Origin of the sequence: Antrihabitans cavernicola, from assembly GCF_008297975.1 — a bacterium.
In the GTDB taxonomy this organism is placed as follows: domain Bacteria; phylum Actinomycetota; class Actinomycetes; order Mycobacteriales; family Mycobacteriaceae; genus Antrihabitans; species Antrihabitans cavernicola.
In genome coordinates this window covers 722,867-738,512 of sequence record NZ_VLNY01000001.1, presented here as the reverse complement: position 1 = coordinate 738,512, position 15,646 = coordinate 722,867, and the positions used below count along the sequence as shown (strand labels likewise).

General features: G+C 62.9%; 16 protein-coding genes and 1 pseudogene. 4 read left to right on the top strand and 13 right to left on the bottom strand.

The genetic code is table 11. From position 1 onward, the window contains the following. Window positions 1-10 precede the first annotated feature (10 nt). The 7 genes from FOY51_RS03495 to FOY51_RS03465 form a co-directional block, all read right to left on the bottom strand. Complete coding sequence (locus tag FOY51_RS03495) at window positions 11-373, bottom strand: hypothetical protein (protein ID WP_149428763.1); 363 nt, start codon at window positions 371-373, stop codon at window positions 11-13. 324 nt (window positions 374-697) lie between these two features. Beyond that, window positions 698-1,294 (bottom strand): DUF3558 family protein, encoded by a 597-nt coding sequence (locus tag FOY51_RS03490; protein WP_149428762.1) that lies wholly within the window; start codon window positions 1,292-1,294, stop codon window positions 698-700. Beyond that, window positions 1,291-1,659: a hypothetical protein gene (locus tag FOY51_RS03485; protein ID WP_149428761.1), complete on the bottom strand. Its 369-nt coding sequence runs from the start codon at window positions 1,657-1,659 to the stop codon at window positions 1,291-1,293. Before FOY51_RS03485 ends, FOY51_RS03490 begins: the two co-directional genes overlap by 4 nt. Before the next feature lie 162 nt (window positions 1,660-1,821). Further along, on the bottom strand, window positions 1,822-2,451 hold the full coding sequence (locus FOY51_RS03480) for a hypothetical protein (RefSeq protein WP_149428760.1): 630 nt from the start codon (window positions 2,449-2,451) through the stop codon (window positions 1,822-1,824). 110 nt (window positions 2,452-2,561) lie between these two features. Further along, window positions 2,562-4,976 carry a TPR repeat domain-containing protein gene (locus FOY51_RS03475; RefSeq protein WP_149428759.1) on the bottom strand — a complete coding sequence of 805 codons (2,415 nt, stop codon included), beginning with the start codon at window positions 4,974-4,976 and terminating at the stop codon, window positions 2,562-2,564. Between the two features lie 12 nt (window positions 4,977-4,988). Then, window positions 4,989-5,285, bottom strand: coding sequence for a type VII secretion target (locus FOY51_RS03470; protein WP_187776156.1), 297 nt, complete (start codon window positions 5,283-5,285; stop codon window positions 4,989-4,991). A gap of 144 nt (window positions 5,286-5,429) precedes the next feature. Next, window positions 5,430-6,836 carry an HNH endonuclease signature motif containing protein gene (locus FOY51_RS03465; protein ID WP_149428757.1) on the bottom strand — a complete coding sequence of 469 codons (1,407 nt, stop codon included), beginning with the start codon at window positions 6,834-6,836 and terminating at the stop codon, window positions 5,430-5,432. Window positions 6,837-6,949: 113 nt separating this feature from the next. Between FOY51_RS03465 and FOY51_RS03460 the strand changes: the two genes are divergently transcribed. Further along, window positions 6,950-8,248, top strand: a complete 1,299-nt coding sequence (locus tag FOY51_RS03460) for an MFS transporter (RefSeq protein WP_371830396.1) — start codon at window positions 6,950-6,952, stop codon at window positions 8,246-8,248. Window positions 8,249-8,384: 136 nt separating this feature from the next. On the opposite strand, the gene FOY51_RS03455 is transcribed toward FOY51_RS03460, so the two are convergent. From FOY51_RS03455 to FOY51_RS03445, 3 genes are all read right to left on the bottom strand, one after another. After that, window positions 8,385-8,618, bottom strand: a complete 234-nt coding sequence (locus tag FOY51_RS03455) for a hypothetical protein (protein ID WP_149428756.1) — start codon at window positions 8,616-8,618, stop codon at window positions 8,385-8,387. Continuing rightward, window positions 8,615-8,947, bottom strand: a complete 333-nt coding sequence (locus tag FOY51_RS03450) for a hypothetical protein (RefSeq protein WP_149428755.1) — start codon at window positions 8,945-8,947, stop codon at window positions 8,615-8,617. Before FOY51_RS03450 ends, FOY51_RS03455 begins: the two co-directional genes overlap by 4 nt. A gap of 78 nt (window positions 8,948-9,025) precedes the next feature. Further along, the gene (locus FOY51_RS03445; protein WP_149428754.1) at window positions 9,026-9,412 is read right to left on the bottom strand and encodes a WXG100 family type VII secretion target; all 387 of its coding nucleotides are present in this window, start codon (window positions 9,410-9,412) and stop codon (window positions 9,026-9,028) included. Window positions 9,413-9,576: 164 nt separating this feature from the next. Here FOY51_RS03445 and FOY51_RS03440 point away from each other — a divergent pair, with 164 nt between their 5' ends. Both FOY51_RS03440 and FOY51_RS03435 read left to right on the top strand, forming a co-directional pair. After that, window positions 9,577-11,085, top strand: a complete 1,509-nt coding sequence (locus tag FOY51_RS03440) for a glycoside hydrolase family 183 protein (protein ID WP_235916079.1) — start codon at window positions 9,577-9,579, stop codon at window positions 11,083-11,085. 61 nt (window positions 11,086-11,146) lie between these two features. Beyond that, window positions 11,147-11,947, top strand: a complete 801-nt coding sequence (locus tag FOY51_RS03435) for a hypothetical protein (RefSeq protein WP_149428752.1) — start codon at window positions 11,147-11,149, stop codon at window positions 11,945-11,947. Here the strand turns inward: FOY51_RS03435 and FOY51_RS03430 are convergent. Next, window positions 11,944-12,559 (bottom strand): annotated as a pseudogene (locus FOY51_RS03430) (response regulator). The gene FOY51_RS03435 and the pseudogene FOY51_RS03430 sit on opposite strands and share 4 nt — an antisense overlap. Before the next feature lie 32 nt (window positions 12,560-12,591). Then, window positions 12,592-13,842, bottom strand: a complete 1,251-nt coding sequence (locus FOY51_RS03425; RefSeq protein WP_187776155.1) for a sensor histidine kinase — start codon at window positions 13,840-13,842, stop codon at window positions 12,592-12,594. Between the two features lie 135 nt (window positions 13,843-13,977). Between FOY51_RS03425 and FOY51_RS03420 the strand changes: the two genes are divergently transcribed. After that, entirely contained in the window at window positions 13,978-14,184 is a 207-nt protein-coding gene (locus tag FOY51_RS03420; protein ID WP_149428750.1) for a hypothetical protein, read from the top strand. Window positions 14,185-14,200: 16 nt separating this feature from the next. Here FOY51_RS03420 and FOY51_RS03415 read toward each other — a convergent pair whose 3' ends face one another. Beyond that, on the bottom strand, window positions 14,201-15,631 hold the full coding sequence (locus FOY51_RS03415) for a CCA tRNA nucleotidyltransferase (RefSeq protein WP_149428879.1): 1,431 nt from the start codon (window positions 15,629-15,631) through the stop codon (window positions 14,201-14,203). Between the last annotated feature and the right edge of the window lie 15 nt (window positions 15,632-15,646).

The window sequence follows — 15,646 nt, the reverse complement described above, 5'->3', positions numbered from 1 at the left end:
CAGCAAGGTTTCATGAGTCGATCCCTTGCGCAACGGATCCCAGAACTCGTGCGTTGATCGCATCGGCGGCGTCGAACTGTTGCCCGGCCGCGAGGAATGCCGCTTGAAACCTCAGTGCCGCTTCGCGGTAGGCGCGAAGCATAGTGACGGCCTCATGGCCCTTTCCATCGAAGCCGACCTGTAGCTCGCGAGCCGACCCAAACCCGCCAAATCCGCTGTTGTGCGACAACCGCTGCGCTACTTCCATTTGATCGTCGAAGACGCCAAAAAGCTCTTCGCATCTAGTCGCGCACGCCTGTGCCACCCCTTGCTCAATCTTCAACGTCCCACCGACGGCAGCGTTGTACATCGCGATGGCGTCGCCCTGCCCCACGTCAGTCATCTCGATCCCCCTCGGTCAAAACACCCATCAACCTATCCGACGCATGGAAAGGTTGCCCGGTTCCCTTCGGCCGGAGATTCCTCACGACTACGCCGAGCGGTGGGTGCCGATCTTGCTGTGGCCTCGGCCTAGCTACTTCCCTTGTCCGATGGTCGGTTCGATGACCTTTGCGATCCTTACGATGTCGTCGCATGCACCGACATTTCGCACCAGAGCGTCGGTACTGAGAAATATCTTGATTCGGAGATCGCCCTCGTTGGTTGGCATCCTCGGCGCATCGCTCCAACTTCTGGAGCCCGCTCGGATCGGCCTCCGCTACTTACCCTCTCCGATTGTCGGCTCTACAGCCTTTGCAATATCGGCGATGCCGTCGCAACGGCCGATTTTCTGCACGAGCGCATCAACTGTCAGTACCGTTGCGATACGTACGTAACCTTGATTGGTTCGCATATTCAGCGCGCACGTGTCGTTGGCATTGGGTTCGCGAACAATTATCGCTTCTCGCCCATTGATATCGAGGTTTTCGAACATGCCTGTGTACCGCTCGCGCTCCTGCTCCATCGTGATATTCCCCGACTTGATTGTTAGATAGCGCAGCGCCGACTTGAATTTGCATTCGAGGAATGTGTACTCCGATACGAAATCGTCACGCGCTCGCGACGCCGGATCAAACCCCATCGCGCGGACAGTCGCGTCGTCGATCCGTAAGCACGGGTCGTAGGTGACATCGGGTCGGCCACCTTGGTTATGTTGCTGTGGTGGTTTGAAGTTGGGGTTCGCCAAAATCGAAGAGTTCGACGGCAGCGAGGGTGCAGAGCTCCCAGCACTAGAGGAGGGAGCCGTCGCTGACGACCCGCAACCAACGAGCGCGGCGCAACAGACCACGACTACGAGTTGCAGACGTCTACTCATGTTGAACTCGGCTGAATCGACGCAAGGGCCCGTGAATTGGCAGCATCAGCCTCTTCGAACAATTGCCCCGCAGCAAGGAAAGCTGCCTCGAACCGAAACGCAGCTTCGCGATACGCGTGAATCATATCGACGGCTTCTTGCCCCTTCCGACCGAAACCAGATTGCAATTCATGCGATGACGCGAATCCGCCGAATCCTGAAGAGTGTGAGAGATCAGCCGCAGCCACCGCTTGGTCGGCGAACATCCCAGCGAGCTCAGCGCAGTGCGAAGCACAAACCTGCGCTACAAGCGGGTCGATCTTGAGAGTCCCGCTAACCGCAGCGTTGTACATCGCGATGGCGTCGCCCTGCCCAACGTCGGTCATGCGGTCCCTCCTCGGTCGAAACGCCCATCAACCTATCCGACGCGTTCAGCGTCTGTCCGGTTCCATCGAAACGGATATTCCTTGCCTCGACACCGAAGAAATGGTGGCAGAAGCGGCGCGGACCTCGACCATTTGTTCGGTCTCGCGCTTAAAGGTCGGCGATCAACTCGATGCCGGCCAACCTGGCGTCGGCGGCAAGGTGGGCATCGGGTGATCGAGTTTTCGCGTAGTGGTGGCCCGGTACTCGGGTGGAATTGTTGTGTCAGTGAGCGCCTGGCACGCCTGTTCGTCCGACGCGGATACCAGATCAGCAGACGGAAAGGTCCAGCCCGCGAAAATGTCGGTCACCGGTGCCCTTGCCGGACCGATTAATGGCGCACTGTCGATAGTTGAATCCGCAGACTTCGGCCGCATATCGATCGTGGATGCCTCCACCCAAAGTCCAGGAAGGGCACTGCTAGACGAGTACGTGTTCCCCTCGGTGTAGCCGAGACCGTTTCTCCAGGAACAGATCACCGCGTGCCGAACTCCGTCGGCACTCAGCTCCAGTCGTAACAAGTGCATGTAGTAGGTACCGTCCACCTGAAGAACAGGCAGGTCAGCGGGACTGAAATGCATATTCGCCAGACGAGCTATTGCCCGGTCGTACCCGGGATAGCCCGCGTTGAGGTCTCCTTGCAACGTGATGCGCATCGACTCGGTGAACGCGCGCGCAACCGCGGCGGCGGCGGAACGTAGATCTATCCCGGGAGCCGCAGACCAGACGTAGTTGTATTTGACATTGCTCGGCACGCGATAAGTTTCGATTTGTTGTTGCGTCGAGCTCCCTCCACATCCCACCGCAGCTAGCATCACGACGCACGCCACAGACGTCCACAACGAACCACGCCCCACCTTGAATATCACTTACCCAACCAATTCCTCGGATCATTGCCCGTGATCCATGCAAGCTGGTAGTCGGCCAAATGCGGCAAGTAATCTCGCATGTACTCGTTGAATTCAGGTGCTAGCCCCTGCTTGGAAATATCGTCGAACGGCTTCAGCCCACCGTCCCCGTCGAAGTACCTACCCACATTCGGATCATGCACCACATCCTGATGATCCGGCGACAACGCCAACCCTTGCAAAATGTTGTAGTTCTGGCTGGCCGACGATCCGCGCATGCCGATATCGACTTGCGCATGCTGATCCGGTACCGAGCCGAGCAACCACGACTTCGCCTCCGGCGCACTCATATCGACGCCCAGCGACGCACCCTCGCCGATCACCGGGACCTTGCCGACGCCGAACGAGACGCCCTCTTTCACCGAATCCCAGATATCCGATTTCGCTTTGTCGAGCTCGCCCGCGTCATGGATTCGGCTGGCCAGTTCTTCGTTCATTCCGCTCTGCGCTGCCCAGTCGATACGCCCCGCGAACTCGCCGAGCGCGGAGTGTTCACCACCACCGATGCCGAACTGCCGATCCAGCTGTGAAATCGACGCATAAGCAGCGTCATTGAAGCTGACGGCTGCGTGCTTGTCGGTGTCGACGACGGCGAACACGTCCTTCACATCGCCGCTGGACATCGTCTCGAATCCGTGACTCTGCACCAAAGCATCCTCGACCCCGACCATGTTCGGGATGTAGTGCGCCAACGCACCTCCGAGCGCTTGCGTCATTTTCGGGTTCAGCGCACCGATCGACTGCTTACCCGGATCATCGAAAATCCCTTGGCTCCCCGGATGGAGATCTAGCAAGGCTTCCTTGTGGGTTCCGACGTACTGAGCGAGCGCATGCGCTGACTGGCCCGTCTGCTGGTTGACGAACGGGTCGGTCGACGCGGCGTTGTCGCTGATCGAACCGAGCACCTTGCCGATGCCCTGATCATGGCCCTGCCAGTCGTGATTCAGCAGTCCGTCGATGTGCGACGTCGCGTTGTAGTGCCCGCCCCGATCGCAGGTGACGTCCATGTTCGTTCCGGTGAAGGCGTCGTGGATGGCGGTGCGGTCCGAACTCGCCTGGCCGAGCATGTTGCTCGCGAGTTGGTTCGCATCCTTCTGCCCGTGGTCGGCTCCGGCGAACGAACCGGGATTCTGGTCGTAGGCAAACTTCGCATCGCCGAGCGACCCGACGAAGGTGTTGGGATCCTTTGTTGCGCTGGCTATTTCCGATGCCTGCTTGATCAGCCCACGATCGAGGTCGGAACCTTCCGCCATGCTTTTGTCGCCGGCTCCCAGGATGTTGTTCAGCGACTTGAAGTCGCCCGAACGAGCAATCTCCACACCGCTCACGCGGGTGCTGCTCCCCGGCGCGAAGCCAGTCCCATCCTTGGTCAGCGTCGAACTCCACGCATCCACAGGATTCTCGGTGACCAATGTCCTTACCTGCGTGGGCAATCGGTCCATGCCGCCATGATCGATCATCGACGGCGCCTGCCCCGCCGCCGACATACTCGCCGTGTGCACGCTTGGATTCGACATGAGCTGCATGCTGTTCGCGAGGTCGGACTCGAGCTGTTTTTGTTGCGCGGGAGGAAGATTCGATCCGAGGTGAGCGATGTCGTCGACGCTCATCCCGTCCTGTGTGCGCAGGAATCTGTTGAGGTAGTCGAACTGGCCCTGCGACATGGTGGCGGGCCGTCCGTGCGCCAACGCATCGCGCTGCTCACTCGAAAGCTGTGCCGCAGTGTGGATTCGATCGAGTTCTTCGGGAGTGGCCTTGCCGTTGTGCAAGTCGTCGAAGTCGCGCGACGCGAGAGTGGCAGACAGCCCCGCAGCCACCGGCGCCAACGACCGGATCCCGTCGTTGGCGGCATCGATTGCCTGACCGCAGGCCCGGTCTGCCACACCGAGGGACTCCGCCAAGCGCTGCAACCGCACCGTGTCGTTCTTTGCCTCTTCAGCGCGTCGCTGCTGTAACTGTGTGATCGAATCGATCGCCCGCTGGTTCTCGCCACATGCCGCGAACTTCGCCTGGTAGTCGTTCTGATCGGTGACAGACCAATCGTCGGCGACCTTGAAGGTGTCACCTTCGAGACTGGTCGCGCTTGTCTGCAGGTCGGTGATCATCGGGCTCATCGCCGCGGCGCCGTTCTTGCAGGCAACGGCCAAGTCGTCGAAGGCTGATCCGACCTTGCGCATCTGCCGGTTCTCGTTGTCCGCCCGACCGTCCGCGGCGTTCTTCGCTGCGCCGGACCACGCAAGTCCGTCGATCGTGCGAAGCATACTGTCGGCTGCGGTGTCGATAGCCGTCACCGTCGGCGCAACGATTGCCGGAACCTGACCCACTGGTCCCGCATTCCAGCCCGTGACCTGAGTTCGCGTCGGTGCCCCCACCAGTACCTCCCGTTATCCAGCGTTCAAGTCGCCCATGGCGTCCAACCGCCGGGCCGCGTCTTCGTCGGTGCCGTGATAGTTGTTCGCAGACGCCGTCAGCAGATCACCCATTTCGTGATATCTGCCCTGCATCACCGTGCACGCCTGCGTCTTTGCAGCAGGTGACCGGCCCAAAGCGGCTGCCGTTGCCGATCCGGGCATTACTTCCGTCGGCCAGAGCAGCCCATCTGACACCGAAGGCGCGACGTCGGCCGCGAGTCCATTCATCGTTCCCGCCGCCCGGCGCAGGTCGTCCACCGAAACTTCCACGTCATCCTCCCGAATGCGGCGTCACTTGTCGGCTGGGTGCAGGACACGTGTCACCGCGATACCCACCGGTCAAAATTCCCATCAACCTATCCGACGCACCGAGCCGCCAGATGGTTCCTCCCCAACGGACATTCTTCACTCCAGTCATCCAGGCCCGGTCAGATATTCGCCGGGGTGGTGGTAGTGATTGATTCTGGGTTTTCGGGTTGGGTCGATATGTGTGGGTGGTATCCAGTACGTGCGTCCTGGGTAGGGGTCGTCGGGTCCGGCGATGATGGTGTGCCAGTCGGTGTCAGCAGCTCCGGCCAGCGGGTGGTGTTCGTCGCACGCGAAGGTCAGTTCGTCGATATTGGTTTCACCCCCCTGCGCCCAGTCCTTTCGCCCGTGGTGGGTTTGACAGAGGTAGCCGGGCTTCGGGCAGCCGGGGAACGTGCAGCCACCATCGGCAACATGCAACACGATCCGTTGATTACCGGATCCGACACGTTTGCTCCGGCCGAGGTACAACGGTCGACCACGGTCGTCGAAAATTGCGAGGTAATGGTGCGCGTGCCGCGCCATCCGTAAGGCGTCGCGGATCGGGATCAGGCTGCCGCCACCGGTGACGGCGACACCCGACGCAGTCTCCAACTCCTGCAGGGTCATGCTGATGATCGTGGTCACCGGTAGTCCACGATGCTGACCGAGCTGCCCGGAGGCGAGCATCGCCCGGCACATCGCTTTGAGTGCGTCGTGCTGGCGTTGGCCGGTAGAGCGGGTATCGCGTTGCGCGACCGCGGGTTCGGGGTCGTCGTCGACGGTCGGGGCCGGATCCTCCGGATTGCACACACCGGGTTTCGCGTACTTCGCGAAGACCGCTTCCAAATAGGCGCGTAGTTCGGGGTCGGCAACGAAGCTGCCTTTCGACATCTTGTCCGGCCCTTGCGGACCCATCCGGAAACAGCGTTGCCTCGCGCGATCGTTCTCATCGGCCAGCGTCCCGTCCGGGTTGAGGTAGACCGCCAACCGTTCCGCCGCTCTACCCAACTCGTCGGGCCGCAACTCCCGCGCCAACCCGGCCAACTCGGCTTCCGCCTGCGCCCGGGTACCAGTATCGACCGCGGCCGGCAGCTGGTGCAGGAAGCGGCGGATCACCCGCACATGATCGGTACCGGCAGCACCGTCGCGTTGCGCGGCAGCAGTGTTCACCAGATCGGGTGCCACCTGTTCCCCGGTCATCGTGGTCGTCACCCCGAGGTCTTTCGCTGCCCGTACCCGTCGTGCGGCGTCGGTCGGGGAAATCCGTAACGCCGACTGCAACAGTTGATAGACGTTGGCTTCACCGACGGTGCCGTCACCGCGTTGTTCGTGCAGCTGGTTGATCATCGTGTGCCCGATCCCGGGGATCATCCGGAACCAGGTTTCCATCTGTTGCAACACGAGGACACGGTCCCGATTCGACAACGCATCCGTCGCCGATCCGGCTAGCGCGGCCATCCCAGCATCGACAGCAGTGAGTGCGTCAGCGATATCGGTATCGCTGAACGCCATTTCACCCACTATCGAACTCATGTGCGAATACTATCGCCACCCACCGACACGAACTTTCGAAGTACGCCGGGGCGAACTACTGCCCCTCGATCCAAATGCGACCGTGTGCGCCAACGCTGGATAGTGTCCTTTTCGTGGCAGAGCAAGAGATCGAGCGGCGATGGACCCGCGAACGATTTCGCTCCGCCGTCCACGGCAGCCCCGGCCTTGCACGACTGTCGACCGTGCGCTTCGCGGGTCAGTTCGGCGACGGCATGTTTCAGGCTGCCCTCAGCGGCGCGATCTTGTTCAACCCCGAGCGGCAGACCGACCCGCTGGCGATCGCCGCCGGCTTCACCGTGCTGTTGCTGCCGTATTCGATAGTCGGACCGTTCGCCGGCGCACTGCTCGACCGTTGGGATCGCCGCGCGGTTCTCGTCATCGCCAACATCCTTCGTGGTCTGGTCATCGTCGTCGTCGCCGGCTTGCTGATCGGCGGCATAGGCGAGGGCCCGATTCTGCTGTTGGCCTTGACCGCCGTGGGCATCAGCCGGTTCGTGCTGTCTGGGGTGTCGGCGTCGCTGCCACACGTAGTTCGGCAATCGTGGTTGGTGCCGATGAATTCGATCTTGGCGACCGTCGCATCCGGAATTGCCGGGCTGGGTGCGGCGACGTCGGTCGTGGTGATCGCTGTGGTCGGTCAAGGAGACGTCGGATCGGGTGTCGCAGTGATCGGTAGCGCCGCCGGGTCCGTGATCGGTGCTGTTGCGGCAGCGCGGTTCCCGGCTCGTGCTCTCGGTCCGTCGGCGGAAACTATTGGCACGAGCGGATTTCGAGCGGTTCGCGCCGTCGCAGCCGGCTTGCACACGGGCGCGATCGCCGTGTGGCAGAACACAAGTGTCACCACAGCGATGATCGGAATCGGCGCACACCGCATCGTTTTCGGTGCCGACTCGCTGATCATGGTGTTGATGCTGCGCGCCGACGACAGCAAGCTGCCCGGCGGACTCGTCGGATTCGGAGTCGGGATTGCGGCTGCCGCGGCAGGCATGCTGCTCGCGGCCGTTGTCGCCCCGATCGTGATCCCCCGACTCGGGCGCGCGCGAACCATCACCGTCGCTTTGATATTCGCGACTCTGGTGCAGATCGGCATCATCGGGATGCTGACTCAACAGATGCTGCTGCTCGGCGCCTTCTTCTTGGGGTTGGCCGGCCAGGTCATCAAACTGACCGGAGATGCGGCCATGCAGATCGAGATCGACGACGACCGCCGCGGTCAGGTATTCGCCCTGCAGGACACCGTTTTCAATATCGCATTCGTCCTCGCGATCGCGGTGTCGGCGACGGTGATTCCACAAGATGGGAAGTCGTTGGCGGTCGTGCTGGTGACCGCCGGAATCTACGTACTCGCGTTGATCGCTATCACACTCAATTCACGACGTACCAGTCGCTGAGTTCGCGATCAGAAGTTCGACGAGCTCGCAGCACGGACGCTGCTCAACCTTCGGACCATCGATAGGTTTTACGGCGATACGATTGCGGCGCCATCGACCAGGATCCCCACCACCTCGGATGATGGTGCAGTCGAAGCTATTTGGAGGTAGTAGTCGATCGGCATTGCAGCCACACCGACCCGGTTGCCGCATTCGCGGTCAGGAATTCGACAAGCCCGTCCAACATGTCCTCGATTCCCGGACGCACAGGTGCGTCGGGTGGCCGACCGGCGACTACGTCATCGCGGAGCGACGTCACGCCGGCGAGTAGGGCTGCGGCAAGTCGTCGATGTTGGTCTGTTGGCCGAAAGTTGATTGCCATCGCAATCACGAACCGGGTTCCAGCGCCTCGGATGGCCAGCGCGTCAGAAAGGCACCCAAGGCGTTGTCGATCTCGACTCCCCGTTCGGTAGGTAAGTGACCCGGACCGAGGTTTTCGGAAAAGGCGTCGCCGAGAAGATCGATCATCTCGTCCTGCTGCTGCAACGTCGGCTCCTCCTCGGCCCGAAACGAGGCCAGCAGCTCCGGCTTGCGTTGCTCGAGCAGAGCGACGATGACTTCTCGGTCACGCTCCCGCAGCCCGTCCAAGACAAAGCTCACGGGTTCCTCCAGCCTGCACTCGATTTCGCCCACGTCGTGCTGCGGATCGATGTCGACCATGCTCAGCCGCCACCCAACATGCGTGCGTTGGTAGTCATCGCCGACGTGTATTCGCCGTGCGCGCTCTATCAAGTCTGGTCACCGTCTCGTCGAGGTGATCCAGATCGACCTTGAACGCTCCGGTCGCGACGCCGCCCCACCCATGTTGAGACCGGTGAAGCTGGACGCGGAACTGTCGTCTCGACGCCGATAGTTGTCCGCGTTCACGCCCAACTTGTCGGCCATCTGCGTCAACGCATCGAAGATCCGCGTGCCGCCGTCGAAGCACTCCTTCCAGCCCGCCGCATAGGAATCCGCCGCACCGCTCCGCCAGCCTCCCGAGGTCAGCGAATCGACGTCGTGGCCAGCCGATTCCAGTGCAGACTTCAGGTTTTGCGCCATTTCATAGGCATAGCGGCCGACCGCCGGTACATCGTCCGGAACGACCGACAGGTCTGATCCGGGAGACCCCCCAACGCCCTCCATGGTCAGCGATCGTAAGCGAACCTGTTGGCCGACTCACGACCACGAAACAATACTGGACCATTTGTCCGATATCGCCGGCCGCAGCACCCAAATCGCTTGCCGATGCTAAGTTTCTTGCGACCGGTTCGCTCGGGGGCGACCAATGTGGGTGACAAGGGGAGATCGTGCTCCAGCGAGTTGGCACAGGACTGTGCGTCGTAGCTGCGGTGTGCGCGTTGGCCGCACCGAGCTCGGCCGCACCACTTCCATACGCGCCACCACCGGTGAATTCGTGCGGTGAGGTGGGCTTCGATCCCGTCGTTCGCCAGCCCGATCCCAAGGCGCCGCCCGCGCCGCTGATCCCGCCCGTTCCGCCGAACATCGACATCCCGATTCCGTATCCGAAGATCGTTCCGGTGCCCGAGCCCGGCCCACGACCGGACAACACCCGAATCAAGCCCGGACCGCTGCCGACCGATCCGTGCAAGAACCCGTGCCCCGACGTCACCGACAAACCCGACGACCAGCAAGCACCGGGACCTGCGGTGTCGTCCGGATCGGGAACGTTCCGGATCCCGCAAATTCAGATCAGGCCGGAAGCGGAGCCCATCCCGATTCCCGTTCCAGGCGGCCCCGGACCGGATCCGCAGCCGGCTCCGCCCCCCGTCGTGAACCCGGCCGAGGCCGGACCGGTCACGCCACCGGTTGCGGCACCCGCCGCCGAGGGCGTCAATTTCGTCCAGCAGCTCACCGGCCACGGATCCGAGAACCGCACCGACAAGCGCTACGGCGTCGACGGCACCGATCTGGGACTGATGTGGGAATCGAAGCCCGGCGAGGTGGCGGTCGCATTCGGCGACACGTTCGGCAAGGGCTGGAAGTTCGGTGTGCCCGGCGGACCCGACTGGCGCAGCAACGTCCTCGGCCACAGCACCGACAAGAACCTCGCCGACGGCATGAAGATCGACTCCATGGTGCAGGACAGCCCCTGCCACGCCGCCGAACTGCTCAGCAGCCGCAAGGTCAAGAACTACGAGATGACCACCATCCCCACGTCCGGCTTCGCCATCGGCGATCGCCAGTACATGAGCTACATGTCGATCAATCGCTGGAGCACCATCCCCGGCATGTGGTTCACCAACTACGGCGGCGTCGCGTACTCCGACGACGACGGTCAGACCTGGACCAAAGATCAGCATGCCAAGTGGGAGAACATCTTCGGGCTCGGCAAGTTCCAGGTCGCGACGATGGTTCCGCAGGGCGACTACGTCTACATGTTCGGCACTCCGAACGGCCGCATCGGCTCGGTGGGTCTCGCGCGGGTGCTGAAGAAGGACGTCCTCAACACCACGGCCTACCAGTACTGGGTCAACGGAACGTGGGCGCCGACCGACAAGAACGATGCGACGCCGATCATGTCCGGCATCGCCAGCGAGCTGTCGGTTCGCTACGACCAGAGCGCCAAACTGTGGCAGCTGAGCACCCTCGACACGGTGCGCGGTGCGATTCTGATTCGCAACGCGGCCAGTCCGCAAGGCATCTGGTCGGACGGTGCACCGCTGCTTAACACGGTCGACTATCCCAAGGCGTACGGCGGCTTCATCCACCCGTGGTCCACCGACAAGGACCTGTACTTCACGATTTCGGAGTGGGACAGCTACAACGTGTATCTGATGCACGCGCGGCTGAAGTAGCTACCCAACTGATCCCGACACGCGGAATGTGTCGGCCGACGCCAGTATTGTCGGACAAATCATGACCTCGTACTTCGATCCGAAGTCCTGGTCGCCGATGCGAGCCGCCGAGCTGGGAAAAGGCTGGGTCGATCAGTGGGTGTCGGTGACCGCTGCCTGGGTGGACCCGGTGGCGAACCTCGGCGCGGGCACAGTGACCGCGCTGATGCCCGATGTCTTGATGTCAGCCCTCACCGACGGCATCCTGCGTCGCTTCGGCGGGCAGTCTCTGGACGTGATGGTCCAGGGAGCGCCCGTTCAAGCCGTGCTCGGTTCATTGCGGGTCCGTCGACGTGGATCGTTCTTCCAGGCGAAGGTCGAGCTGGCGGACGTGGTGTGGGACGGCCACACCTTTTCCGAGCTGACGCTGATCGCGAACGGTGTGCGGCTGGTTCCGGGGGTACCGACACGGCTACGCGCGGAGCAGATCGATCTGACAGGCCAGACCTCGATCTACACGATCGTCGACTGGCTCAACGGGCGCGACCTCGACTGGCTGCTCGAAGTGGAGGAATCCGGCCTGATCGGGGCACGCCACCGGCGTCGCAATCTCACCGCCGTTGTCGACGCGTCCGTCGTCGACGACCTGGTGAAGATCAAGGTCATCAACGCCCGCTGGCAAGGCCTCCCGATCCCGCGATCGATTCTGCCTGGCCGCGCGATCCCGCTCGAGCGGCTACCGAAGGACGCGCGGATCGTGCGCGCCGACCGCGACGGTCACACCGTCTCGTTCACGCTCGACGTGCCGACGATCAAAGGCTCACTGGATCTCGCGCAGATTCGCGACGCCATCGTCGCGGGCACCGGGCTGATCGTGTTCTAGCTGCCGGGCCTGATGAAGCCGGATTCGTAGGCCGTGATCACCGCCTGGGTGCGGTCGCGGGCGTGCAGCTTGGCCAGTACGTTGCCGACGTGAGTTTTCACGGTTTCGACGCCGAGATAGAGCCCCGACGCGATTTCGGCATTCGACTTTGCCGCACGCCATCTCGCGCAGCACCTCGGCCTCGCGGTCGGTGAGGTTCGCGTGCTGCAATCCATCGCCGACCGTCTTGCCTTGGGCCGCGATCAACGACCGGATTGCATCGGGAAATAGCAGCGACTCACCCGCGGCCACCGTCCGCACGGCTTGGATGATCTCGGTCGGCCGGGCTCGCTTGAGCAGAAACCCGGCAGCGCCGACGCGCAGCGCGTCGTAGACGTACGAGTCGTTGGTGAAGGTGGTGACGACAAGCACCTTCGGCGGATCGGCCAGCGAATCCAACAGATGACGCGTCGCGGTGATGCCGTCGACGTTCGGCATCCGCACATCCATCACGACCACATCGGGATCGGTCGACCGGACAAGATCCAGGACCTGCGCACCGTCGTCGGCCTCACCTCGCACCTCGATGTCGGGCTCCGAGCCCAGGATCGCGCGGAATCCGGCGCGGACCATCGAATCGTCGTCCACCACCACAACGCCGATGCTCACGATTCCTTCTTGTCCCACGGCAGTTTCGCGTCCACGGTCCAACGCCCGGTACCTGCGCCGGCCGTCAGGCGGCCACCGAGAATCAGCACCCGCTCACGCATCCCGATCAGACCTCGACCGCCGGTTCGCAGTGTCGCCGCACCGACGCCGTTCTCGACAACGATGCGAACAGCGTTGTGCTGCACATCGATTCGTAGCTCTATCGCGCCGCCGTCGCCGTGACGCACCGCGTTGGTGATCGACTCCTGAACGACGCGGTAACCCTCTCGCGACACGACGGGCGGGACCGCTGCCAAGTCACCGGTGATCGTGATCCGGACATCGGTGCCGTGATCGGTTGCCAGAGTCGGAACATCGGTCAGCGTCTTGGCGGGGTGCCGCACCGCCGATTCGTCACCTCGCCGCAGAATGCCCAGAACGTCGTCGAGTTCCTCCAGCGCAGACCGGCCTGTCTCTTCGATGCGTGAAAGTGCTTGGCGCGCAAACTCGGGATCGTGGTCGAGCACACGACCGGCGGCACCGGCCTGCATCGTGACGGCGGTCAGAGCGTGGCCGATGGAATCGTGCAGTTCGCGCGCAAGGCTGTTGCCCGCAGCCAACTCTCGCTCGCGTCGTTGCAGCATCACGATCTGGTCTGCTCGCGTCGGCCCGAGCAACGACGGAGCCCAACGGGCAAGCAGCGCACCGCCGATCACGAAGGTGTACACGGTGAGCGCAAGGATTGCCACTCCCGCGAGTCCGGCGAGAAGGGCCATTGCGGTGCTGTTCGCGTCGAAGCTCCAGGTATCGAGCAACTGCAACGTCAGCGTGTGGGAGTCGGTGAACGGAATGACCAGCGCGCCGAGACCCGTTGGTACGCCGTACAACACGACGATCGTCACGACACTGCCGAGCGCCAACGTGATCAGGTACCAGAGCGCACCGCGCCAACGCGATTCCCAGCTGCCTTGCGTCGTCGGCTCGGGATCCGGCAGCTCAACCCCCAAAAATGCGCGCGCGGCAACAACTTCGAGAGTTCGGGCAGCAGAAACGAACGGGACGATCACGGCGATCACCGCGGTGACGGCGGCGAGCAACACGAACAGGACCAAGTCCCCGCCGCTGCTCTGCCCCATCGCGTGAACGAAGATCGCGACCAGCGCCACGTACGGAATGGCCACCACACCACCGAGCAGCAGATACACCCCGCGCAGATACGTCGACGACCGCACGAGTGGCCGCGCCGCCCGCCGCACGATCGTTGGCATCTGCACAACACGATCATCGCAGGTCCGCAGGCGCGGGCGGCTCACTCGAACGGGGGACCGTCCGCCGAAGTGATGACGTTCGGTCGGACTTTGGACCGATGTCCTGTGCACTGCGGCGACGGCAAAGTCGACACCATGACAGAGCAACACAAGCCCGAGACCACCGGCAAATGGGCACCGTGGTGGGTCTACGTCGTCGTCATCGTCGCCGCGAATTTCGGCAAGCAACGCCTGATGGAGGGCACTCCCATCGTGGCGAACATCGTCGTGACCGCCGTGTTGGTCGGCGGGCTGATCGCATTGATCACTGCGGTGTACCGAATCCAGTCTGCTCGTCCCTGAGACAGGAAGGGGGCCCTCACTCGGGGTTGGCGGCCCACCATTTCAGCAGTTCGGCTTCCGCCTCGTCGCGGTCGAGGGGGCCGCGGTCGAGACGCAGCTCCTTGAGAAAACGCCACGCCTTACCCACCTGCGGTCCGGCCGGGATGTCGAGCAACTCCATGATCGCGTTGCCGTCCAGGTCGGGCCGCACCCGCGCCAGGTCTTCCTTCTCCTGCAGCGCGGCGATGCGGCGTTCCAGATCGTCGTAGGTGCCCTGCAATGCGGCAGCTCGACGCTTGTTGCGGGTGGTGCAGTCGGCGCGGACAAGTTTGTGCAGGCGGGGGAGCAAGTCGTCGGCGTCGGTGACGTAGCGACGCACCGCCGAGTCGGTCCATTGACCCTTGCCGTACCCGTGGAATCGCAGATGCAGGAACACCAGCTGGCCGACGTCGTCGATCACCTGCTTGGGAAACTTCAACGCCCGCATGCGGCGACGCACCATCTTCGCGCCGACCACCTCGTGATGGTGAAAGCTGACGCCGCCGCCCGGCTCGTTGCGTTTGGTGTCCGGCTTGCCGATGTCGTGCAGCAGCGCCGCCCAGCGCAGGATCAGGTCCGGATCGCCGTCTTCCAGATCGATTGCCTGCTGCAACACCGTCAGCGAATGCTGGTAGACGTCTTTGTGCTGGTGGTGCTCATCGATCTCGAGCTTCATCGCGGGCAGCTCCGGGAGCACCCGCTGCGCAAGCCCGGTCTCGCACATCACGTCGATGCCGTCGATGGGGTGCGCGCCCAGGATCAGCTTGTCGAGTTCGGCGCGGACTCGTTCGGCGGTGATCCGGTCGAGCTGGTCGGCCATCGCAACGATCGCGTCGTGCACCCGAGGCGCCAGCGTGAAGCCGAGCTGCGACACGAAGCGGGCAGCTCGCAGCATCCGGAGCGGGTCGTCGTTGAACGAAATCTCCGGTGCCGCAGGCGTATCCAGCACGCCCGCGAGCAGAGCGGACATGCCGTCGAGCGGGTCGACGAACTCTTGCGAGCCGTTGACGCCGATCCGAACAGCCATGGCGTTGACGGTGAAATCGCGTCGTACCAGGTCTTCGTCGATCGACGTTCCGTACTGCACGTCCGGGTTGCGTGTGACGCCGTCGTAGGAATCGGTGCGGAAGGTGGTGATCTCGATCTGATGCTCGCCCTTCGCAGCGCTGATGGTGCCGAACGCGATTCCGGTGTCCCACTGGTTGTCCGCCCAACCACGCAACAGGGACTGAACCTGCTCGGGGTGGGCGTCGGTGGTGAAATCGAGATCCTCGCCGAGGCGCCCCAACACGGCATCCCTGACGGTGCCGCCGACCAGATACAGCTCGTGGCCTTTCGCGGCAAAAATTTCGCCGAGCGGCGTCAACACATCGGCAAGCTGCGCCAGCGTTATCGCGGCGGCGGCAAGCAAACGGGTACGACGTTCCATATCGGACACGGATGA